The following is a 22,919-nucleotide window of genomic DNA, read 5'->3' as shown; positions in this document are numbered from 1 at the left end:
CAGTTGCAATGAACGCACTTCAGCTTGAAATCGCACGCTTCTTGGCTTGGAAAGCTATAGCAAAAAAACGAACGACCTACCAAGAACTGGCCGAAGCGATAGGGTGGCCGCATCCGACGGGTCGGGGGCTCGGCAAGAATCTGTACGCAGTTCTGCATTACATGCACGACAAGCGGTTACCGCCTTTGACAACAATACTTGTTCGCAAAGGACACCGATATCCAGATGATGATGCTCTCGACTATATTCGGGAAGCGATAGGGGCGGTCGACATTGCCGACGCACAAGAGAACGTCTTTCAGTATGACTGGGGCTCGATTCAAGAACTTCGTGCGGTTGCAGACGATCTGCCAGGCGGCCGGGCGATTTGGCGATCATCGTTTCGAAAGCAAGTTGATGCTGGCGACGCCGGTTCACATGCCTTTTTGCTGAAGTTTAACGGCGAACTCCATGGCCCTGGTGGTGTATCCCGTCCGATTGATCCGCGAGACTGGGACGATCAGGTCTTGAGCATGCCTTGGGACAGCCCCCGTGCAAGCTCTTGGACCGATAAGTCCCCCGGTCCCCAAGTCGTTGCTGGCGATGTCCTTTACCTCTGGGCTCACGAGGACGAAGCATTTGGATCAGGGCTCGGCTTGACTGGCATCGCAAAAGCAAAAGACGCGCATCTAAAGGATGGTGTCCTTGAAATACAGCTTGCTGAACTGGCTCTGCTCAAGGGCCCGTTTGGGTTTCGCAGCCTTGGTGCTACTGGCTGGAATTCGACGGTTCTTGACCGCATAAATGAGGATCGCAGCCCCAGAGCTTGGGCAATGAAACCGGATGAGCAGGCCGAGATTGATGAACTTATTCTGCGCTATGGTTCGAGGAAATCCGACGCGATTTCAAGCGTTGAGCTTCAGCACCTATCGCCTTTGGAACGTGCGCTTACCGAAGACCGCGATGCCGTGTTGGCGGCAGAACAAGAACGGAAAACAACAACCGTCAAGGCGAGGCCTGAACAACAGAAATTTCGTGAAGCAGCGATGCTACGCCATGGTGGGCGTTGTGTTGTGACACGCTTCACGCTGCCAACGGTGTTGGAAGCGGCTCACGTCATTCCTCACACCGGCAACCCCGCTTTTGAAGTGCCCGAGAACAGTCTGATCCTAAGGCGAGATGTTCACTCACTATTTGACGCTGGCATGATCGCGATAAACCCTAAATCTGGGCTTATTGTGGTTTCATCGGAACTGAAGGGAACGGCGTACAGAAAACTTGATGGGAAGAGCGTGGATCACAAGTTGGCTTCGGCGTCCCTCGCCTACCAATTTAGGCGCTTCAAAAAGGCAAATTCGTAGGGTTTTCCATGATTGGTATTGAATGCTTACGGTGCCGTAGGCCTTACCGCCTCACCGTTCGCTCCGCATGCGCGTCGGACGCGGATCGAACAGTTTATCAAAAGGACGACACGCCCAACGCTGCGACGCGCCTTGCACGCTTGGTCAACACGACCCTGACGTACTGAGTGAACTTGCCTACAATCTTTGGTATAATGAGAATGAAACGGAAGATCGAAGCTTCCGAGATCAACCACCTGCCGCAAACTGACGATTACCCTGCTCTTTTGAATGAAGGCCAAAGTCGTTAGCTTGATCAGCTATTGCACAAGAAAGAGAGACCTAAGACTTTGAAAATCTATAAGTATTTTTCCAGTGACGTCATGGACTTGGTGTTTCAACGGGATGACTATTGCGGTGTCAAATGCTCGCTTCCTAAGGACTACAACGACCCCTACGAACTGTTCCTCGGCGTAGACTTGGATGTGACAACGGAGAGCCTTGCCACGTACCAAGATATCGTTCAGGAACTGCCACAGTTTCCAACAACGTGCTTCTCCAAATCACCGAATGTCGCTCCTATGTGGGCGCACTACGCGCAAAACCACTCTGGGTTCGTGCTCGAATTTGACGCGAGCACTTTGCAGGAAACCTTTGAAGAAATCGAAATCTGTGATGTTGACTACAAGGCGGGACCCAATCCAAGCCTTGCATCATCTTTGGAACGAGTGGCGGCAACAAAGAAACCTAGGCATGCAGTTTGGCTGCGCCAACAAGTCCTCACCGAAGCCTACTTTTCGAAGTATCAAGACTGGAGCTACGAGCAAGAATGTAGATTGGTTGACAGAAACCAATACGTGGAGGACGTCGCAGGAAATGACATCCTGTTCATACCAACTGATTGTGTGACCGCGATGATCGTTGGCAGCAAAATACCTGAAGACAAGAAAGCGATCAGTATTGAGTTGTGCCAGGAAAATGACATCGACTGGTACCAACTCAGCATCGGAAAAAGCCTGGCGCTACCATACATGCGATCAACGGGTGAAAGCGTCTTCATCTTCGAGAAAGGGGAAGTCACTGAGGCTCTAGGCATATGCGAGAGTTGTTCAGAACCAATCCCATCTGGCGGCGATTTGTGCGTTTGGTGCTCGATTACTGAATCACATGCAGACGATGCCGCACGGGGCAATCCATTTAGAATTCTTGATCATTATGGGCAGCTAGAGAGCTATTTTGAAGGTGTTCGCAATATTGAACGCAAGAGACGATAGGACATCCAAGTCAAGTCCTTATCCGACAAGATATGCTCGTCGAAACAGTAAAGGCTCAACAAGGTTACGCGTGACTTACGCTTTGGCGGACAGGAAGGCTCTATTGCCGAGACTGAAGCAATCAACGCGCTTCATGACTTCTAGCACATCTTTGGACCGAACCGCTCCCAGCCTGTTAAACTCTCCCAGAAATGCAGCAACTGCGCCTTCAAACGTTTTGTTATTCAACCACTTAGCGCTTGGGTCTTGTTCGATGTCACGGATAACTGATCGTGATGCAAGATAGGTCAGTCCATCAACCGATACCCGACTGCAAATCTGCACGCTTATGTCCCGTGCGATAATGACAAGCGTTGTTGATGCCAAAAGCACATCGTTGATCTGAAGGCTCAAGCAACGATCAAATTCAGGCTCAGAAAGCTGGATTGGTCCGATGTGCCCGGTTTGACTGGACCACTGGGTCAGCGCACTGCTATCGACAATGCGCTTATATGCGGCAACCGATCCGTGGCTAGCCACGCCTGCGCGGTGAACGATGCAATTCCTTAGCTCTTGATAATATTGAAAAAATGGGATGAAGAAATCTACACTCGTTGTGTCGAGAGAAATCCGCTCATAGAGATGAGAGAGCTTGTCGCCGCGAGTTGCAGCGGCGTCATCGTCGCGAAGATTGATGTCATCCGCTGCGCCAAAAAAACTATTTTATCGGTCAAATTCTGCCGAGCACTCATCTAGAAACCTGTCAAAGGATGAGAATGCCTGAGCTATACCCATTTGGAATGCAGTGTCCAAGAATAGTGCTACATTTCTATCTGGGTTCGTCCAGTCTAGGGGCGTTCCCCATCCGGTACCCTTTTTTCGAAGCAGTCTCCATAGGGGACCAATTTTTTCAGGACTATGAAGTTTCTTGCTTTCAGCGCCCATCAATGCAGCCTTCAAAAATACATTGAGATCTTCATGACGGCGCGTGAGGAAATAAGTGGGGGTGAGGTGTGCTGCCGAAAAGTTTCTTTCAAGACTGTTTTTCATTCCGGCCTCCAGAGTGTTGCGCTCAATGAATGAGCGGCAAACCATTTCGGCCTCAGCGTAGCTTTTTCCACGCCAACTTCGAAGCGTTTCACCACCTTTGAGGCTGAAAATTTGGCTGGCACACACCAGCAGTCTAAATGAATACAGCTTACCAACTGACAGTCAGCCACAACTCAAATGCACTGAAGGTGGGTGCTTCCGTGGTCGAATTGTCGCTGTTCAATGCCGCAACCCCCTCTCCGCATGCGCCTCCTGGCTGTCTAGCTGTCCTTCAATCTCTCGGCGGCGGCCCTCGCTAAGGTCAAGCTCTGCTGCAAGCTCTCGTCCAGCGTCTTGTAGTTCGCCTCGTCGTTCAGCAATCCGCTCAAGGCCTTCATGGATGCGGCTTGAGACCGAATGAGCAAGGTCACGCAGTCTTTCAAGCCAGCCAGTTCCGTCTCGATCCTGCCGGTCGAGCGTGTCTCCAAGGCGGTCAAGTCCTTCGCGGAGGCCTCTGAGGCCGTCACCAAGCGCTCGACGCAGGCGAGCAAGTCGCGTTCCAATGCTGACAGTTGGGTCATCTAATCCTCCTCGATCCGAATGCAGGTCACGCGCCGCTCGCTCATCGTGCATGTGCGCAGGCGCGTTTTCGATGGGTCCAGGATCAGCCAGGTCGCCTCGGGCCGTTCGATCCGCGTCAGGCCCATCTCCATCAGTTCCGAACGTGTCAGATGCACCGTCCAGAAAAAGCTCGCGGCCATCATCGAGGCGATCCCCGTCAGCACCATCGCCGCGATCAGCCAGGGTGAGATCGTCAGCCAAAGGCGGATCGACCTCAGCCGCGTCTCGAAAATGTTCGCTGTCTCGCTCTGAAACCGGCGCGTATCGCTCGCGATGGTATGCTGCGCGGCGCCCACAATGTTCTTCAAATCGATCCTGAAGCTCTTGAGCTGGGACGAGATCGAGGCGGCGTAGTCCTGCCGTATCGTGTCCAGTTCCGCGTTCAGCTTCTCGCTCAGTCGGGTCGGCTTGCCAGTCTTCATGGAAAATCTCTCCTTTCAGCCGCCAGCGCTCGCCGGTCCCGGGGTCGCGGGCGGTGAGGTAGGCCTTGCCGGTGCGCGGCAGGTCGAAGCCTGCCTCGGTGAGGGCGTCGACCATGCTCGCGCGATCAGTGATCAGGCCCATATCGATCTGATCCTGTATCCAGGCGTGCAACTCGTCGCGGCCCTGGGCGCGGGTCGGGGCCTCGATGGTGTCACGGACCTCCTGTGCGCGATCCACGTCCATCGGATCGGCCCAGACATGGCGCTGGTTCATGACGTCCCGCAGGCTGTCATAGGCATTCTGGTAGCCGGGTGGTGCGATATTGAGACTCTTGCCCGTGGTCAGCTCCAGGCGCGGCGTGCAGAAATGGAGCTCGACCCGGCCTTCGTGGCGATGGCGGACCCAGAGCACCTCATATTGCTCAGGGTCCAGCCCCGCGAAGGCCAGACGCTCGAAGTGGTCCATGACCTCGGCCTGCTGTTCCTCGGTGGGCGCATCGCTGCCGGCAAAGCTGATCACGCCCGCGCGGTAGGTCCACTGGTGGCGGCTGGCATCGATGAGGACCTCGGTGCGCTCAGGGTTGCCGCGCAGGACTTCGGGCAGCGGATCGCGGGTGACGGTCATCGGCTGGCCCTCCGCATCGCGGATCAGGTCGCGGTTGCCGTCATAGGCCAGCACGCGCTCGGCCACGAGGTAGCCGACCGGCCCTGCGCCCGCGCCTTTGCCGTTGGGGAAGAACTTGATCAGCACCGCCGCGCCTCATCGAGGAGCGCGGCAAGCTGGCGTTCGATCACCACAAGGCGGCGCGCGACGGTCAGCGTGTCGAGGTCGGTGCGCCCGACCTTCATGGCGTGGTTCAGCCAGCGGGCGATCTGGTTGAGGTTGCCGCCGATGCGCCCGACCGCCAGCACCAGCGCAGGATCGACGCGCGGGATAGCCTTGCGGCGGCGGGCCTCGGTCAGGCCAAGCGCCTCGCGCAGAAGGGTCGAGGCGGGCAGGCCAGCGGCCTCGGCCTTGGTGCGAAGCTGGGCCTTCTCGGACGCGGTGCAGCGGAAGACGAAGGTCTCTGTCAGCGGTTCTTTGGCAAGGGCTTTGCCCGCGCCGGTGGGGTTCGAAGGGGAGGCGTGTCGCCCCTCGCAAGGTCCCGTGTCAGCAGCGCCAGCGTATGACATGGGTCGCCTTGCTGTTGGCGCTTCGGTGGGATCGGTGGTGCTCATGATCTGAGGCCCGCCGACTGAATTTGCGCCTGTGTGACCAACTTTGCAGCCAGCAGAGCGTCGATCTGGCCGGGTGTGATGTGGCGGCAAAGAGGGTGCTTGTCCGCCACCCAGTTTGCCAAGCCTGCAAGCATCTCGGCCTCCTTGGCCTTCGTCTCTTCTCGGCCTTTGGCGATGTCTTCAACATAAGCCCGCCACCGTCCCGACCTGAACCAGTTGTCCGAGAAACAAACCTTGGAGCGGGTGAAGCCCGCGCTGTCCGCTGCGTAGGCATTCACGGCCTGCAACAGGTCCTCGACCTCTGTCCCAGCGTCCAAAGCCTCCCTTATCCGACTGAGGCACTCAGCCCTTCCCGCGCATACGGTCGGGCGGATAGGCGGCCAAAATCTTCTCAGCCTCTTCATCCTCCACCGCCCCGCGCTCGCGCGTAGGTGGTTTATGGATGGTTTTAGGATGGTTTGGGGGCCGTGGTGGCCCCGGTACCCCGGCCACTGTGGCCCCCGTTCCGGGGCCAGTCTGGACGGGGTCCACTGTGGCCCCCGTCTCAATTTCGGGTTCTGCGGTCGGTTCTAGTTCTTCAACCTTAGCTAAATCGATCCGGTAAACGACCGTGAAACCGTTCTTGCAGGTGCGTGCGCCAGTCTCGACCAGAATGCCTTCTTTCAGGAACTCGCGCAAAGTTCGCTTGACCGTGGTCTCGCCAAGTTCGGTGTGCCGCTGGATCGTTCCCTTCGAACACCAGATGCCCGAGCCATCATCCGAGGCCTTGTCCGCCAGAAACATGATGATCTGCTTGCGCGTGGCACTCCCGAATTTCCGCTCGGCACATGCATTCGCCACTCGCCAGCTCATCGAATCGCCTCGCGGCCAAGGTTTGACAATTCACAGCTAAGTCCTTGATGCGCCGTTGTGGGTTTGACAAATTTTCCGGTCCTAAGCTGTTGAGCCTTATCAATAAGCTTCGGTTTGAAAATCCTCGTGTCGGTGGTTCGATTCCGCCCCCGGGCACCATTTGGAATCTATAAGCTATTGATTTGTAATATTTTAAGTCGATTCTAATTTATCCCATAGATATACACCCTATGGCCTTTAGTTGGCGTCTGTTGCTCACCTTCTGAAAACGTCAGCCTCAAACCTATGGCACCACTCTGATCCTCCTGCACTGGGTTGGTCAGCCGCTATAGTTAGAAAATGGAGGACCAAACATGGGAAGCAAACACCACAAGCCGGAAGAGATTGTTGCTAAGTTACGGCAAGTTGAGGTGCTGTGCGGACAGGAAATGCCGCGCTAGGATGCAATCAGGCAAGTTCAGATAACAGCACGGACATTCTATCGCTGGCGCAACCGCCCAGACATTACGCGCCATCTTTCGCTGAAGGCGCAATCGCAGCCGAAGCCAGCTCACGCAGGCTGTTCTTAAGGTCAGATTCCGGCCAGTAGACGCGGCCACCCAGTTTCAGAGGTTGTGCGGTAACCGACCGGCCGCCAGATCGGTGTAAATTGCCGAGCGGCTGCGCCCACCAAGATTTTGAGAGACTTCACGGAGGGTGAGATACTTTTGCACGTCCTGTCCTTTCCATCGCTGTTCAGATGGCCACCCTGCTAGTTGGGGAAACGCAGACCCGTCGTGGGCGATAACCCCCATGTTTTGGAGCTAAAATACGCTATCTGTGGAAAGAAACATCTTAAGCTGCTGATACAAATAACTTTCATACGTTTTAGATGGGCCATGAATTGGGAAAAATGCGTTGGGTGGTGTAAGCGAGATTGAGAGTGGCAACCCAATTGAGTTTGCCTCGCAGATGCGCTCTAGCCTCGGATCTGTGTGCTGAGTCTTCGCCGATCCGCGCTGCGAGCCCGCTTTCGCGGTCACTGCTTGTCAGCCGTAGGCGACCACTAGCCAGCCCCATGAAGACTCCTTACGGCCTTCAAACTTCTCAAAATGTGGAAGTCCTAGGTCTATTTGGCGTTCGCCATTCAGTTGATCTAGGAGCGCAGGTTGACAGCTGATAAAATTCAAACGTATGTTTCAAACATGCGTTTAGAATCAAAAACAGATGAAGCGACTCTTGATCGAATACTTGATGCCGCTGCATCGATGTTTGCAGAACGTGGGATCGAGGGCGTCACGATGCGCGCTCTGGCAGAACGGTCAAATGCCAATCTTGCCGCTGTCTCGTACCACTTCGGTGGGAAGGAAAACCTCGCTGTCGCAGTGTTTCGACGTGTCGCGCGCGAGAGCGCCGATCTTCGGATGGCCGCACTGGACGCCGTCCTAAACCTCGCGGAGCAAGAGGGAAGAGCTCCGAGCGTCGAGGAGATCGTCACTGTATTTGTCGATGCTTACGTTAGTACCGACGAGCCCCGCGATGGCGTTCTGCTTTCGCACTTCGTATTGAAACACCGTGCCAATCCAACGGCTTGGACAAACGCTGTCGTAAAGGAAGAGCTCGACACGATGGCGCATCGCTTCATTAATCTTCTACAGCAAGCTGCCCCGCATCTTTCGACCAAAGAGGTGAACTGGCGCTACCATATGATGGTTGGCGCGACGGTTCTCACTCTCAGCGATCGGGGCGTAACCAATCGCATCAACCGACTTTCAAGTGGGCTGTGTTCGACCGCGGAAACGACCGAGATGCGCGACGCTTTGGTCCGCTTTCTCACGAGCTCCTTCATAACAACTGACGACGGAACACTCGCAAACTCGAACAGCTAATCCGCACACAGCCAATGCTAATGACTGACATTTTCTGGGAGGAAACCACATGTCACGACTACCTACGAAAATTGCCCTTGTTGGGCTGCTTTGTCTGACGACATCCATGACAAACGCCGAGACGTTCAACCTGACCGTTGTGGCGGGACACCCACCAGTCACGAAAGGCGTCGCCGCTGTGCGCGACTTTTTCATTCCCGAAATCAATCGGCGTTTAGAAGAGGCGGGCAGTGAACATTCGATTGAATGGACCCAAGCCTACGCTGGATCAGTTGCCGATGTCCGTGGCGTGTTGGAAGCCGTCGAAGACGGCATTGCAGATTTCGGCTACGTCCCGCATTTGTTTGAAGCTGACGCCGTTCCATTGGAACAAATTACTTACGTCACCCCCTTCGGCACAAACGATTTGCCTTTGCTGATGCAAGTCATCAGCCAACTCCACGATGAAATTCCTGAGATGAACGAAGGTTGGGAACGTCACAACCAAATGGTTCTCGCCCCTGTCGGCATTGACACATACCACTTTGTTACGAACTTCCCGATCGAAGAGATTGCGGACCTCGATGGTCGCCGCATCGGCACAGCAGGTCTTGCGCTGAACTGGCTCAATGGCAGTGGTGCTATTCCGGTGTCGGGTGCTTTGCCCAGTTTCTATAACTCGCTTTCGACTGGGTTGGTTGACGGTGTAATGACCTTTGAATCTGCCGTTGCCCCTTACGACTTCTATGAGGTCGCGCCCTATATCACACGGATCAATTTCGGGGCGCAGTATTCGTCAGCCTTGACCGTCAACCTCGACACATGGGAGCGCCTCCCCGAAGATGTCCAGGCAATAATCCTTGAGGTGTCAGAGCAATATCGCGATCAGACGGCAACTGATTACTTCGAAGGCGGGCAGGTCAGCTTGGACATCGCGTCCGAGGCTGGTGCCACAATCTCTGACTTGTCGACTGAGGTACGTGAAGCCTACGCCGCTCAAATGCCAAACGTGGCCTTGGAATGGGCGGCTGATCTAGATGCCCGTGGTATGCCCGGCACCCAAGTACTCGAAACCTACATGCGGCTTGCGCAAGAGGCGGGTATCGAGTTTGCGCGTGATTGGACCGCGGAATGAGCGAAGCCTCCCACATCTCCGATTTGACGAACGGACCAGTTCTTCGGTTTCTTAGAACCCTTTCGCTCGCCGTGGCGGTGATTGGGGGGCTCGGGACGGTCACGATCATGTTGTTGATCAATGCGGACGTGATAGGGCGGGGGGCTTTCGGCGCCCCCGTGCCCGCGACGGCCGAGATTGTCAGCGCTGCGATCGTGACCGTTGTCTTTTTACAATTGCCCTTTGCGACGATCACTGGCCGAAACATCCGGTCAGATATCATCCTTAGTCGTATCGAGCGGCGGAGCCCGCGTATCGGATACTTCTTCGATAGTTTTCACCATGCTGTCGGCACAGTGATGCTATTGATCTTGCTATGGTACATAGCGCCAGATGTCGCTTCGGCGATCGAGGATCGCGAAACAGTCGGCCTCTACCGCATCTTTACACTACCCCGCTGGCCCTTCGTCGTGGCCGTCCTCGTAGGCTGCGCCCTTACGGCACTGAACTACGCACTATTAACAGTCTTGCTGGCACGTGAGGGCTTCCGAACGCCTCACGCCAGTGCGGGGAATGCACAATGAGCAACGTTGAAATCGGCGTCCTTTCAATTGTGGCGATCCTTGTTCTGATTCAGTCTGGGATGCATGTGGCGATCGCGCTGTCGCTGGTATCATTTATCGGCGTCTACCTCGTGCGCGGCCGTTGGGACATTGCTGGTTCGCTTTTGTCGAATGCCGCTATGGACAGCATTGCGAAATACTCCTTCGGGGTGATCCCGCTCTTTGTCTTGATGGGGGTGCTCGTGGGGGCCTCGGGACTTGGACGCGATGTGTTCGACGTCGCAGGCCAGATATTCCGGCGCTTCAAGGGCGGATTGGCAATTGCGACCGTTTTTGCCAATGCAATCTTTGCGGCGGTGAACGGCACATCTATTGCGTCAGCCTCGGTCTTTACCAAGGTCGCCGTCCCGGAACTGATGCGTCAAGGCTATTCACCACGTTTCTCGGTCGGCGTTGTGGCCGGGTCCTCGGTGCTTGGAATGCTGATCCCACCTTCGCTGTTGCTAATCCTGTTCGGGATCATTGCAGAGGTCTCTATCGGCGATCTGTTTACGGCGGGCATTGTTCCCGGCCTCCTTCTCGCCTTGTTTTTTTGCATTCTCATCATGCTCCTCACCCGATTTGCACCGGGTTTCACAGGCAATCCACGTGACAACGATATGCCTGTCATGGGGGGGAGGGAGATGTTCCTGAAAGCAGCGCCGATCATCGCTTTGGTGGTGCTCGTTTTAGGCGGCATCTATGGCGGTTTCTTCACGCCGACGGAGGCCGGGGGTGTCGGCGCGTTCGGTGCGTTTATCGTCGCGATGGTCAAGGGTCGTCTAGGCTTCAAAGCGATGGGGCGCATGTTGCTGGAAACGGGTCAAGTTACCGCCTCGATCACGTTCCTTTTGATCGCCGCTCATATGTATTCGCGTCTGTTGGCACTGACCGGATTGCCCGGCGCAATGGCTGATCTTCTGGCCGTCTATAACCTGGGCCTATTCGCGGTTCTTGTCTTGTACTTGGTCGCGATCGTGCTTCTGGGCACGATCCTCGATAGCGCCTCAATTCTGCTGATCCTTGTGCCGCTGATCCTACCCGTTGTCATGCCATTCGGAGTTGATCTTGTTTGGTTCGGCATTGTCACGATTATCGCTGTGGAGGTTGGGTTGCTAACCCCGCCGCTCGGGGTCGCATGCTTTGTCATTAAGTCAAACCTTGACGACAAACGAATTGGTCTGACGGACATTTTCGCGGGTGCGGCCCCATTCGCGCTGGTGATGGTGGGAATGACATTTCTTGTCCTGCTGTTCCCCGCGCTCGCCCTTTTCCTCATCCAGTAACGGAGCAGTCAGATGTACAATGACGTGACCCGCACTCTGACAGACCTCGGCAATGGCTTGTTTGCCTACATCCAAAGCGATGGCTCTTGGGGGTGGAGCAATAGCGGATTGATCGTGGCCGATGGCAAATCCCTTTTGGTCGACACACTTTTCACAGGGGCGCTGACCCGCGACATGCTGGAGGTCTATCGCAAAGCCGCACCCGAAGCGGCTGAGATCGACATTCTGGTCAACACCCATGCCAACGGCGATCACACTTTTGGTAACTCACTGATCGAGGGCGCACGCATCATTGCCTCAAAAGCTTGCGCCGATGAGATGGAAGAACGCACTGCACCTGAGTTCTTGGCAATGATGGAAAATTGGCGCGATCATGGCAATGCAGGTCGGTTCATGCATGAAACAATGGGTGTCCGATTTGATTTTTCCGACATACGTCACACCCCACCAACCGAGCAGTTTACCGGCCATACGAGCCTGACTTTAGGCGACCGGGCGATACACCTTCACGAATTTGGCCCGGCCCATACCAAAGGCGATATCGTGGTTCACCTTCCTGATGCCCGGACTGTGTTCACTGGTGACCTTTTGTTCTCTGGCAGCCATCCAATCCTTTGGGTCGGGCCCATCAGCAACTGGATTAATGCCTGTGAGGCGATCCTATCATGGGATGTGGAGACAGTCGTGCCGGGCCATGGGCCTGTTAGTGGCCCGAAAGAGCTGCGTGCTATGCGCGACTATTTGGTGATGATCCGTGACGGATCCGCCGCAAGATATGAAGCCGGACTTTCATGGGACGAGGCAGCATATGATCTGGCGCGGGCGACGTCTGACGATTGGCTCGACCGCGAACGTATCGTCGCCAACGTCGCCACTGTATACCGCGAGCTTTCCGGCGGAGCGGTCAATCCTCCCAAGGACGAAATATTTCGGCAGATGCTGCGCTTCCGCGCCGGTGCGGTTTGCCCCCATGACGCCGCTTGCGGCTGTGCCACAAGAAAAGGGACCTAAATGATGGCTCTGGAACTTCTGAATAATCCCTATTCGACGTGCTCGCAAAAAGTCCGACTGACGCTGCATGAAAAAGGCTTGCCCTTTACCGATACCCGGCTCGACTTTCGCAAGAAGGAACATTTGAGCCCTGAATATCTGAAGCTGAACCCGAACGGTGTCGTGCCCACGCTTCTTGATGACGGCCGACCCGTCGTCGATAGCTCGGTCATCATGGAATACTTGGAGGAGCGTTTCCCTGAAATGCCTCTTGCGCCGGCGGATGCCTACGGTCGTGCGCAAATGCGCGCTTGGCTGCGTTTTTTGGAGGAGGTGCCTACTACTGCAATTCGGGTGCCGTCATTCAACCGTGTGTTTGTGCGGCACAGCCGTGACTTGAGCGAAGAGGACCGAGCTGAGAACGCGGAAATTCGGCCACTTCGCAAGCATTTCTATCAGAAAATGGGGCGGGACGGCTTTGATGATACTGAACATCAAGCGTCCCTCGACCGATTGCGCCAAACAGTCGAGCGTATGGAGGGCGCCTTGCAGAAGCACGATTGGCTCGTAGGTGACGCCCTGACGCTTGCAGATTTTTGCGTCGTCCCGACAATCGATCGGATGGAGGATTTGGGCTTAGCCGACACTTGGTCCGACCTGCCGGGCGTGACGCGCTGGTGGACTGCGATCCAAAAGCGCCCGGCCTTCACTGCAACCTATGCCTCAGGCGCGCGCCTTTCAGATATCTATGAAGACCTGCAGAGGCCAGCATGAAACTTGTTACTTTCGACGATGGTGCGGGGCAATACATTGGCGTGCTTGCCGGTGAAGAGATTGCTGTTCTAGACGCAAGCGTTCCGGCTTTCGCCTCGATGCGAGCATTGCTAGATGCCGGGCCGGAGGCCATGAGCGCGGCCCGATCCGCTGCACAAACCAGCAAAGATCGCCGTGCTTTGGGTGAAGTTAGGTTGCGTGCTCCGCTGCCGCGCCCTGCACAGATGCGCGATGCGTTGTGTTTTGAGAAGCACTTGCGCCAAGCCCGAGCCAATCGTCATCTTTTCGGACAAGCGCCCGGTCGGGTATCGCCAGAGGACATCGACGTTCCACAAATCTGGTACGATCAGCCGATCTATTACAAAGGCAACCGCTTCGCAGTCTCCGGACCCGAGGACGAAATTCTCTGGCCGAAAGGTGAGACAAGGCTCGATTACGAACTGGAGATTGCAGCGGTGATCGGCCGGGCAGGGCGCGATATCGTCGAAGCCGACGCCCACAAGCACATAGCAGGCTATATGATCTTCAACGACTTTTCAGCGCGTGACCATCAGATCGCCGAGATGGCGGGCTCTTTAGGCCCTGCAAAAGGAAAAGACTGGGACACTGCCAACGCTTTGGGCCCCTGGCTGGTAACACCGGACGAGGTTGATCCAGTTGACGGATTGGACATGACCGCAACGGTAAACGGAAAGATCTGGTCGCAGGGAAATTCAAACACAATGCACCACAGTTTTTCACGTGTTTTGGCTCATATCTCCAGAGATGAGACCCTATGGCCCGGCGAAGTCATCGGCTCTGGCACCGTCGGCAATGGCTGTGGCCTGGAGCTTGGGCGTTTTCTGAAATCGGGCGACAGAGTTGCACTTACGGTAGATGGGTTGGGCGTTCTAAAGAACAGCATTGGTCAACAGTGATTTCCGGTACACGCACGGAGCACTTTTTATTTCCGATGTCCGATTTGTGGAAGCTGCGGTGAAATGTTCGTCGTCAAAGTTTTTGGGACCACATGGCGCCTAAACTAAGAGATAGTTTGGCTCATCTGGTTTGTTTGATTATGCGGCTCGCTGGCGGTGATGCAAGCGCCGCGCTTCGAGTGTCTTTCGTTTGATCCTTTCTCGTTGTTTCAGAATGGCTTTATTACGCCCGAAGTAGACGTCGGCGGGTGTGACGTTGTTGAGGCTCTCGTGGTAGCGTTGGTGATTGTAGTGATCGACGAAGCTTTCGATCTGAGCTTCAAGGTCACCGGGTAGGAAGTAGTTTTCCAGCAAGATGCGGTTCTTGAGGGTTTGGTGCCATCCATTGCCCGGCAGGCAATTGCATCGCAATCTGCCGAGAGGGGGCGATCTTGTTCTGGGTTTGCGGATGATAGGGTGCACCGCGCGAGTGCTTCATGCCTTTGTCCTTCAGCCATCCGGCCAGATCACCTGAGACATAATTAGAACCGTTGTCGCTGAGCAGGCGCGGCTTATGAACGACGTGAACCTGATCGCACCCAGACGCCTTCAATGCGAGGTCTAGCGTATTGGTCACGTCTTCTGCCCGCATGGTCGTGCAAAGCTTCCACGAGACGATGTAGTGGCTGTAATCGTCGAGAACTGTGCTGAGATAGAACCAGCCACACCCAAGCACTTTAATATAGGTGAAGTCGGTTTGCCAAAGCTGGTTGACGGCCGTCGTCTTGTGCTGGAACTCATCGGCTGCTTTCAGGAGGATGAACGCCGGGCTGGTTATCAGATCATGCGCCTTGAGCACGCGATACACTGTGGATTCCGATACAAAGTAGCGTTCTTGATCCGTGAACGTCACGGCCAGCTCACGCGGTGACAGCTCCGTCTCCTGCAAGGCGAAGTCGACAACCTTGCGTTTCACCTCGTCAGGCACCCGGTTCCAGACGTGTCTTGGCTTCGAAGATTGATCCTGCAACCCAGCCTCACCACGCCGTAGATAACAGTCGTACCAGCGGTAGAAGATGGTGCGCGGAATGCCCAGTTTGGCCAATGTCTGGCGCGCCGACAGGTGGCTTTCCTCGACCAGCCGTATGATCATCAGCATTTTCAAATGCGGGATACCTCATTCGTGATCGCCCCCACCGTCGAACATGCTTTTTTGAGAAGACGCAGTTCGAGCGTCTGCTCTGCGACGACTTCCTTCAGATCTTTTGCTTCGCGGCGCAGTTCCTTCACTTCGTCAGTGTTCGCTGCACGTGCCGTATCGCCAGCCAAATGCTTCTTACCCTGCTATCGGTCACTCGGACCGATGGCGCTCCCTCAGCAGTCCATGAAGTCCTTCGACCACTTGTAATAAATACCCTGCGATATGCCTTCACGACGGCACAGCTCAGCAATGCTATCCTCGCCACGCAGGCCATGCAGCACGATCCGGATCTTCTCTTCGGATGAATAATGCTTGCGCGTTGCACGCTTGATGTCTTTGACAACCTCCTCGCCGGGGCTCTTGGTTGTCTTTCTCATCGTCCACTCCTTGGTGGCTACGATGAGCAACAAACCCTCTCATAGCAAATTGCCCTAATTGGACCCATAAGCACTGACGTCAGACAGTGAAAATCGGGGACGATCTGCAAGAGCAACTGCGCAAGTCCAGTTCGGTCATGTGCCGTTTGATCAATGCGCAGGCCGAATTCTGGATGAAGGTCGGTATGCTTGCCGAATTAAACCCGACCTTGCCGCTTACGGAGATTATGGCGCAGCAACTCAAGAACGCCGATGTGCAGGTGCCGGAAATCGAAGCAGCCTGAAACTTGATGCTCCCGCTGTTAGGTTGCGAGTTGGGCGAAGCGGTCGTCTGCTAGGCGGCATCTAACGGCATCTTCGTCCGCATAGCCGACCTTGGTGCGAGCCGCAGCGAACGACCGCTTTCTGCCCGATTATTTAACAGTTTCAAAGCTGTCCGGCAGCTTGTTTTCGCCCAGTACACGTCAGCTTAGGCGATAGAAGAATACTCAGAAAATACGGGAGGCGACAAACTCGTCAGTGACATTTCGAAAGTGGATTTAGGCTCACTTCCCATTGATCTGCTTGCCGACTGCATGCATCAAAGCTCCAATTTTTCGGGGGACGAGGCTGAGCGAGGCCTAAATGGAGCGGCTTTGCCCGTATTTTCCGAGGAGTCGAGGGCGCTTCCTTGAAGATGACCGCCTTTTCCTGAGCAGAATTATTCCCATCAATTTATTGGGTTAGGTTGGTACGATGCTCCTGTCGAGGATGGACCTCCGACGACATTGCACAAGCGATGGAAGCGTTGGAGGTGGGTGGCTGAACGCCACTTGTTCGAGAGAGGTCACCAACAGGGTGTTTTCGCCCGGATCATGATCGGATTGACCAACGAAGCGCTGGACAACAAGACCATTTCCATCGACGCCACTCACCTCAAGGTTGCTGTGGTTTCTGGCCCCGACCTCAATCTTAGGACATGTCAGGAGAGCAGGTCACCGGCAGTTTTGCTCATAGCCTAAATCATTGATTAATATTGAAAATTATGCGACCAATTAAAAGACTTTTTGTTTAGGATTTTCGAATGATCGAATTGTGCGCGGACCGAACGCAATTAGGGCTGCGTCAACGCAGTCTACGTAAATGTTGTCGGTTGGGCCGTGCGACGGAACTAATATTTGTTCTGGCGACGGGGGTGACGCTCGTTCTCGGCGGCACGGTGCAGGCGCAGGATGCGGTATGGATTGGTGTAAGTACTGCAAATTTCGGAGACGCTTCCAGTTGGGATACTGGGGTTGTGCCCAGCACGGGCGATCTTGCGGATTTCGACATACCAGCCGGGAATTCATTTCCAGATGTAGACCTTGGCGGTGTCAGCGTGACGATCGGCTCCGTTGAAGTGAACGCAATTGACGTAATCAGCAATGGCACCCTTCAGTTCGACAACAGTGGGGCCGAAGCGACTCTGACCTACAGTGACGTGCAAGCAACTGCGTTGGCGTCTTCAGTGACGCTGGATACCAACGGAGCGGATCTTGGCATCTTGGCGACAACTGACATGACCTTCGGCGGCGCAATTACGAACAGCGGGGGGGGAACACCACACTCTTGCTGTCGACAACAGGTGGCGCGGAAATCGACCTGACTGGAGTGATTTCCAATGGGTCCGGTCGGACGGCGGTCACCGTGCAGTCCGGAACAGTAACCTTGTCAGGCGCCAATACCTACGGGGGGGCGACCACCGTTGCGGATGGTACATTGCGTGCAGGCAACAACACCGTTCTATGGAACCGCGTACTGGTCATCGACGGCACGTTGAATCTGAATGGTTATGATGTGTTGTCACCCGACCTGTCGGGCACTGGAATTGTCACATCCAACCCTGCGGGTTTGGCGACATTTACTTTTAACGGCGCTGGGACTTTTGACGGATCTTTTCAGGATGGCGTCAACGGTGTTGTGGCGTTGGAGGTGAATACGGGCAATGCCTCCAACACGTTCACCGTGAACTCAGCCGACAGCACTGATTCCGGCAGCACCACCATCACTACCGGTACGTTTGTGGTGAATGGCGGCAACGCGATTGGCGACGAAAGTGACGTCTCGATTTCGGGTGCAGGTACTTTGCGCGTGCTGTCAAACGAGACGATCGATTCGCTTTCGGGCGCGGGCAGTGTGGACCTGGACGCCAGCACACTAACCATTGCGGGTCCAGGCGCGACGAGCTTTTCCGGTGTTTTGTCTGGTAGCGGCGGTCTGAGCCTGACTAATTCGGGCAATCTTACGCTTAGTGGGAACAACACCTATTCGGGGGCAACGACCATCACCGGCGGTACGTTGGCTGTGACAGGCGGCTTTGCTATTGGCGACGAAAGTGGCGTAGCGGTTGCAGGGGCATTGACGCTACTGTCCGACGAGACGATCGGCTCGCTATCGGGCACCGGAATGGTGAGCCTGAACGCCAACACACTGACCTTGGCAGGGACTGACACGACGGCCTTTTCGGGTGTGTTGTCAGGCACTGGCGGGCTGAGCCTGACCAATGCGGGCACTCTTACGCTAAGTGGGGTCAATAGCTATACCGGGAACACTTCGGTTAGCGGGGGTACCTTGCTGGTCGATGGTCAGATCGCGAGCCCAGTTTCCGTCAGCGGGACCGGCGTAATTGGCGGTTCGGGCGGGTTGGGGCAATTGACGGTGAATGGCGGGGGCACGATTGCGCCGGGCAACTCCATCGGCACAGTCACCGTCGTAGGTGATGCATCGCTTGCCAGTGGCAGCACATTTGCTTTGGAGGTTGACGGTGCAGGCAACGCCGATCTGTTGGCCGCTACGGGAAATGTCACGATTGATTCCGGTGCGACCCTGGCCATCACATCGGAGACAGCGGGAGAGGACGGTAGCACCTACCCGTGGAATAACTCTTACACGTTTATTACTGCTGGTTCGGTATCGGGCACCTTTGGGATAGTTACCTCAAGCTTGTCGGCCCTGGATGCATCGGTAACATATACTGCCAATTCGGCCGTTTTGACATTGGCCCGTAACAATATCGATCTGACAAGCGTCGCAACCACGCCAAACCAAATAGCCACCGCGGAATTGCTGAATGGAGCGGGCCCAACCTCACCCGTGACGACTGCGATATGGGGCGCTGGAGAGGCCGCGGCTCCTACATCCCTGAACCTGGTATCGGGAGAAATCCATGCCTCGGGCCAGACCCATCTGCTGCAAGCCTCACAGCTCGCCCTTGGAGCCGCCCCGACGCCCGGCAGCAGCGGTGGCGCGGTTGAAGTGAGCCAAGGCATCGGCGGCACGTCAGGCGGGTCTTTGGCGTGGGGCACGATCTTCGGCGCTTGGTATGAAAACCGGAGCGACGGCGTAGCTGCCACCATGGATGGCACTCAGTTCGGCGTCTTTGCAGGCACGCCGTTGATGCAGGACGCGAGCCGCTCGTTTGGGGTAATGCTCGGCTTCACCGAAAGCAGCTTTGATGTGGATGGCCGCGCATCCACCGGCAGCACCAGCGGCGCCCATTTCGGCCTCTATGGCTCCGCCCAAATCGACCCGATTACGCTTAGCTATTCGGCCGTCTACTCGGACTACGCGATTGAGACGCAGAGGAATGTTGCTGCTGGCGCATTCACGGATCGGCTTGGCGCCGACTACGGCGCCGCGGCCTTTTCGGTCAGCGTGGAGGCCAGTTATGGCCATTACATCAATGACTTAATGCTACAGCCCTTTGCGGGCCTGTCTTACACGAGGTTGGAGGTAGATGGATTTGCCGAGACAGGTGGGGCCGCCGCATTGACGGTCGCGGCCGCAAGTCATGATCTGACAACAGCCCATCTTGGTGTTCGCTTTGCCCGCGAGGTTACGTTTGGAAATACAGTGGTCGAGGCAAACGGTAGCCTTGGTTATCATCATGTTTTCGGTGATACGTCGCCCCTTTCCAACGTCAGCCTTGGCGGCTCTCCCTCGGTGAATATCGCAGGCGTGCCATTGGCGCGGGACAGCTTCACCCTCGGGCTCGGGGCCGCAATCCAGCTAACCGACACAACGGCGTTGTCGATGGATTACATCGGTGAACTCAGCGCCAACGCGCAATCGTATCGTGCAAACCTAACCTTCGAGATCCAATTTTGATCGAAGGCATGGCAATTCGAGCGGGCCTTTTATTGGTCGCGATGACCGGAATGGCAACGGCGCAGGACGCGGAACCTGTGCGTGATACGGTCGGCAACTGGCTGATCGAATGCGTTGATGCGACCTGTGTGGTCAGTCAGACGCTACTAGACGCGGAGACCAATCAACGGGTTGTCATCCTCACCTTGCAGGAGGCTGGAGCCGACCGTATGGCAGGCACACTTCAACTGCCGTTCGGCTTGGCACTGCAAGCGGGCGTGCAACTAAGCCTTGGCGGCGTGGCCCTGGACGCGGCGGTGCCGATCTCCACGTGCATGCCGATTGGCTGCCTCGTACAATTGGGGTTTGAGACCGACGTTCTGGATGGCTTTGCCAGCGGTGACACCCTGTCGGTCAGCGTCATCATCTTCGACAGCGGTGAGATGGCCACGTTTGTCCTTGAAATGGAAGGACTGTCCGCGGCCCGCGACCGCGCTGCCTCTCTCGTCGCGGGATAGGCTCTGTGCAGATAATGCGCTTTCAGCGGGCGCTGATCATTATGATGGCGGCAGCCACCCCCACAATTCCAATTACAACGGCGGCAATCAGTAGCGGCCATTTCTTTTTCCCGAATTTTGTCTCGATGTTCACATCCTGTTCAGGGATTACGAACACTTTGAAAGAGACGTTCCACATTGATTTGGTGACAATGTTGTTCGCCTTGAGGGGGTGGAATGTCGGGCGTCCGGGAAATATCCAGTTTGATCCCTTCACTTCAACGGTGCCCGATGGCGCATCCTCACCTGATACAGGCGAAGCGGAAAAACTGTAAGTTCTGGTGCTCGAATTTGAGAACTTGCTTAGGATTTTTGTCGATTTCCCTGCTTTTGCTTGAATGGTTTTCATTGCATCTCCTAACGGTCTCATAAGCGACGCAGCTAATGTGGCGGCTGAACCGTGCTAGAGCTCGATCATAACCAATTTGTATGCACGCCGTCCCAGTGCGGATCAATGGCGTCTTGCTAGCCTTGCTCACCGCAGGTCGGGTCGTCGGAAAGGATCAGATGCGAAAGCGCCAATCGCTTAATGCGGACTGTTTGCGCTGGTATCTCAGCTTTTGAAGGCGAAGCTATTCGAGCGTAGGCACGACCACGCGTGGGCCGCTGCGCTACCGAAGTCTGCATTGAGTCAAACTTGTCGAAAGCATAATGAATGCGACTTAGTCGGTTCTTGGATGAAACAGCCTGTAGCAACAAGATTATGATCAAAAATGTGTCGGCATTTGGGGGCGGCACAAAAGCGTGACAGGTCCACTCCAACCCTTGCGGCGGCCTGGGTGGTTGCCCGTTTCTAAGAGCAATCTGAATAGGTGTGAAGCTTTGCGGGCGAACTTCGAGTATTCAAGACTGGTGGCGCGTTCGCGCTCTTCATCTCACGGCTATGGGTAAAGATAACATCGAGGAAAGGTCGGCTTACATTGTAATTCGGGTCTTTATGTACTACGTTACACCTACAAAGTTGTGGTCTTCTCTCGCAGCCGAATGTCGCCTGCCAGAGCCAACTGCGATCATCTACATCTACATCTACATCTAAAACTCAACGGTTACGTGCCTTGGTCGGGTTCTGACGCTTGGACCGAAGGTCTGTGGTGTCGCCCGTGACCCTGCCTCCTCGGGCGTTGGGTCTATTCGCTTTGGAGGCCGGAGCGGTCCCATCCACTGCGGCAGGGCGTGAGATGCGTCATGTGGATCGATGAAGATTAGAGAAGACGCTGACAAGTATTTTGTCAGTGCAAAACAGCGCGGCGGCGCTTTCTCCGCCAAAGGATCAAAAAATGACTTTTCCTGAATGGACGAAACCCGGCATCTACGGTGCTGTGGGTGGCGCGATTGCGATTTCTATCCTCGGCTTCACTTGGGGCGGCTGGACAACGAACGGCAGCGCCCAGGCCATGGCACAGGATTTGGCAGCGGAAGAGGTGACGTTGGCGATGGTTCCGTTGTGCCTAAGCACGTCGGCGGCTGATCCAGAACGCGCCGCGCAACTCGCAAACCTCCGAAGTCTCACAGGCACTAGCCGCCGCAATGCAATGATGGAAACCGGGTGGGCGACTCTTCCCGGTGCAGATAGCCCAGACCGTGACCTCGCAAACGCATGCCTAGCGGGGCTTGATCTGGATGGATCATAAAACAGCAGCCCCGCTGCGATCACCTCTTTCGTTTTGTCGGCCGCTTGTATTGCCCGACGCCCGATTTCTCTGGGTTGCTTGCATGGGGCCAATCATAGCTCTTCTCCTTCTTGTACTTCCTGCATTTTCTCAAACGATGCCTGAAAACGCGAGTGCAAGAAGCTATGGTGACGGGTGGGTTTGCAACATCGGGTATCGCCACATCGGCGATGGATGTTCGGCCGTCGTGGCGCCGACGAATGCCTATGAGACAAACCGCGCCTATGGTTCCGGGTGGGAATGTCATCACGGCTATCAACTGGTCGAAGAAACGACCTGTGTTGCCGTGGTTGTTCCAGAAGGTGGCTATTTGGGCGCTTCGGGCGAACGCTGGCGCTGCTCACGTGGTTTTTTCCGAACGGATAATGCCTGCCAAGAGGTCGTCGTGCCTGAAAACGGCTATTTGGTGGATGACGACTGGGATTGTGACCGCGGTTTTGAGCGGGCGGAAGGCAGTTGCACCCCGATCGTGGTTCCGATCAACGGCTATTTGAATGAGTCTACCCATGGTCTCCCTTGGAGCTGCAACCGTGGATTCTTCGAACAAGACGGTCTGTGTTCAGCCGTCGACATCCCGGAATTCGCATATTTTGACGATTCATCTTTTGGCCAAGGGTGGAGATGCGAGAGGGGATATGAAGCTTCCGACATAGGCTGCGAGGCGATCGAAATCCCCGCGAATGCTCATCTCAACAGGTCTGGAAACCGTTGGGAATGCGACAGGAACTTCCAGCAATACAGGGGACAATGCGTACTCAACAATTGAGTTCTTCGCATTAAGTGGACC

At 55.5% G+C, this 22,919-nt stretch carries 20 protein-coding genes and 2 pseudogenes; 15 read left to right on the top strand and 7 right to left on the bottom strand.

Features of this window, described 5'->3' with window-relative positions:
• The first annotated feature begins 8 nt into the window (after positions 1 to 8).
• Complete coding sequence (locus tag K3728_12750) at positions 9 to 1,340, top strand: HNH endonuclease (protein ID UWQ94573.1); 1,332 nt, start codon at positions 9 to 11, stop codon at positions 1,338 to 1,340.
• Between the two features lie 329 nt (positions 1,341 to 1,669).
• Entirely contained in the window at positions 1,670 to 2,593 is a 924-nt protein-coding gene (locus tag K3728_12745; protein UWQ94572.1) for a DUF2971 domain-containing protein, read from the top strand.
• Positions 2,594 to 2,668: 75 nt separating this feature from the next.
• Here K3728_12745 and K3728_12740 read toward each other — a convergent pair whose 3' ends face one another.
• The 5 genes and pseudogenes from K3728_12740 to K3728_12720 form a co-directional block, all read right to left on the bottom strand.
• Positions 2,669 to 3,112: a hypothetical protein gene (locus tag K3728_12740; GenBank protein UWQ94571.1), complete on the bottom strand. Its 444-nt coding sequence runs from the start codon at positions 3,110 to 3,112 to the stop codon at positions 2,669 to 2,671.
• A gap of 183 nt (positions 3,113 to 3,295) precedes the next feature.
• The gene (locus tag K3728_12735; protein ID UWQ94570.1) at positions 3,296 to 3,622 is read right to left on the bottom strand and encodes a hypothetical protein; all 327 of its coding nucleotides are present in this window, start codon (positions 3,620 to 3,622) and stop codon (positions 3,296 to 3,298) included.
• Positions 3,623 to 3,841: 219 nt separating this feature from the next.
• Positions 3,842 to 5,395, bottom strand: a complete 1,554-nt coding sequence (locus K3728_12730; GenBank protein UWQ94569.1) for a relaxase/mobilization nuclease domain-containing protein — start codon at positions 5,393 to 5,395, stop codon at positions 3,842 to 3,844.
• Complete coding sequence (locus K3728_12725) at positions 5,389 to 5,817, bottom strand: MobC family plasmid mobilization relaxosome protein (protein UWQ97550.1); 429 nt, start codon at positions 5,815 to 5,817, stop codon at positions 5,389 to 5,391. The genes K3728_12730 and K3728_12725 overlap by 7 nt, the downstream gene beginning before the upstream one ends.
• 41 nt (positions 5,818 to 5,858) lie before the next feature.
• Positions 5,859 to 6,714, bottom strand: a pseudogene (locus K3728_12720) (hypothetical protein).
• Between the two features lie 1,148 nt (positions 6,715 to 7,862).
• Here K3728_12720 and K3728_12715 point away from each other — a divergent pair.
• The 7 genes from K3728_12715 to K3728_12685 are packed head-to-tail and all read left to right on the top strand — an operon-like array spanning position 7,863 to position 14,244.
• Entirely contained in the window at positions 7,863 to 8,582 is a 720-nt protein-coding gene (locus tag K3728_12715) for a TetR family transcriptional regulator (GenBank protein UWQ94568.1), read from the top strand.
• 49 nt (positions 8,583 to 8,631) lie between these two features.
• Positions 8,632 to 9,696, top strand: a complete 1,065-nt coding sequence (locus K3728_12710; GenBank protein UWQ94567.1) for a C4-dicarboxylate TRAP transporter substrate-binding protein — start codon at positions 8,632 to 8,634, stop codon at positions 9,694 to 9,696.
• Positions 9,693 to 10,259 (top strand): TRAP transporter small permease, encoded by a 567-nt coding sequence (locus K3728_12705; protein ID UWQ94566.1) that lies wholly within the window; start codon positions 9,693 to 9,695, stop codon positions 10,257 to 10,259. The genes K3728_12710 and K3728_12705 overlap by 4 nt, the downstream gene beginning before the upstream one ends.
• The gene (locus tag K3728_12700) at positions 10,256 to 11,563 is read left to right on the top strand and encodes a TRAP transporter large permease (GenBank protein ID UWQ94565.1); all 1,308 of its coding nucleotides are present in this window, start codon (positions 10,256 to 10,258) and stop codon (positions 11,561 to 11,563) included. Before K3728_12705 ends, K3728_12700 begins: the two co-directional genes overlap by 4 nt.
• 12 nt (positions 11,564 to 11,575) lie before the next feature.
• Positions 11,576 to 12,574: an MBL fold metallo-hydrolase gene (locus K3728_12695; GenBank protein ID UWQ94564.1), complete on the top strand. Its 999-nt coding sequence runs from the start codon at positions 11,576 to 11,578 to the stop codon at positions 12,572 to 12,574.
• 3 nt (positions 12,575 to 12,577) lie between these two features.
• Complete coding sequence (locus K3728_12690) at positions 12,578 to 13,327, top strand: glutathione S-transferase family protein (GenBank protein UWQ97549.1); 750 nt, start codon at positions 12,578 to 12,580, stop codon at positions 13,325 to 13,327.
• Entirely contained in the window at positions 13,324 to 14,244 is a 921-nt protein-coding gene (locus K3728_12685; protein ID UWQ94563.1) for a fumarylacetoacetate hydrolase family protein, read from the top strand. The genes K3728_12690 and K3728_12685 overlap by 4 nt, the downstream gene beginning before the upstream one ends.
• A 138-nt stretch (positions 14,245 to 14,382) precedes the next feature.
• Here K3728_12685 and K3728_12680 read toward each other — a convergent pair.
• A pseudogene (locus K3728_12680) lies at positions 14,383 to 15,801 on the bottom strand (IS3 family transposase).
• Between the two features lie 86 nt (positions 15,802 to 15,887).
• On the opposite strand from K3728_12680, the gene K3728_12675 reads away from it, so the two are divergent.
• The 4 genes from K3728_12675 (at position 15,888) to K3728_12660 (ending at position 20,423) form a co-directional block, all read left to right on the top strand.
• The gene (locus K3728_12675) at positions 15,888 to 16,085 is read left to right on the top strand and encodes a ParD-like family protein (protein ID UWQ94562.1); all 198 of its coding nucleotides are present in this window, start codon (positions 15,888 to 15,890) and stop codon (positions 16,083 to 16,085) included.
• Positions 16,086 to 16,864: 779 nt separating this feature from the next.
• Positions 16,865 to 17,425, top strand: a complete 561-nt coding sequence (locus tag K3728_12670; GenBank protein ID UWQ94561.1) for a hypothetical protein — start codon at positions 16,865 to 16,867, stop codon at positions 17,423 to 17,425.
• Between the two features lie 41 nt (positions 17,426 to 17,466).
• Positions 17,467 to 19,926 (top strand): autotransporter domain-containing protein, encoded by a 2,460-nt coding sequence (locus K3728_12665; GenBank protein ID UWQ94560.1) that lies wholly within the window; start codon positions 17,467 to 17,469, stop codon positions 19,924 to 19,926.
• 8 nt (positions 19,927 to 19,934) lie between these two features.
• Positions 19,935 to 20,423 carry an invasion associated locus B family protein gene (locus tag K3728_12660; protein UWQ94559.1) on the top strand — a complete coding sequence of 163 codons (489 nt, stop codon included), beginning with the start codon at positions 19,935 to 19,937 and terminating at the stop codon, positions 20,421 to 20,423.
• A 22-nt stretch (positions 20,424 to 20,445) separates the two neighbouring features.
• Here the strand turns inward: K3728_12660 and K3728_12655 are convergent, their stop codons facing one another.
• Positions 20,446 to 20,811, bottom strand: coding sequence for a hypothetical protein (locus K3728_12655; protein ID UWQ94558.1), 366 nt, complete (start codon positions 20,809 to 20,811; stop codon positions 20,446 to 20,448).
• 928 nt (positions 20,812 to 21,739) lie between these two features.
• Between K3728_12655 and K3728_12650 the strand changes: the two genes are divergently transcribed.
• Positions 21,740 to 22,093, top strand: a complete 354-nt coding sequence (locus K3728_12650; GenBank protein UWQ94557.1) for a hypothetical protein — start codon at positions 21,740 to 21,742, stop codon at positions 22,091 to 22,093.
• A gap of 82 nt (positions 22,094 to 22,175) precedes the next feature.
• Positions 22,176 to 22,898: a hypothetical protein gene (locus tag K3728_12645; GenBank protein ID UWQ97548.1), complete on the top strand. Its 723-nt coding sequence runs from the start codon at positions 22,176 to 22,178 to the stop codon at positions 22,896 to 22,898.
• Positions 22,899 to 22,919 lie beyond the last annotated feature (21 nt).

This window comes from Rhodobacteraceae bacterium M385, assembly GCA_025141835.1.
In the GTDB taxonomy this organism is placed as follows: Bacteria; Pseudomonadota; Alphaproteobacteria; order Rhodobacterales; family Rhodobacteraceae; genus Gymnodinialimonas.
The sequence above is the reverse complement of the archived record's forward strand: the minus strand, read 5'-3'. Positions and strand labels throughout refer to the sequence as shown.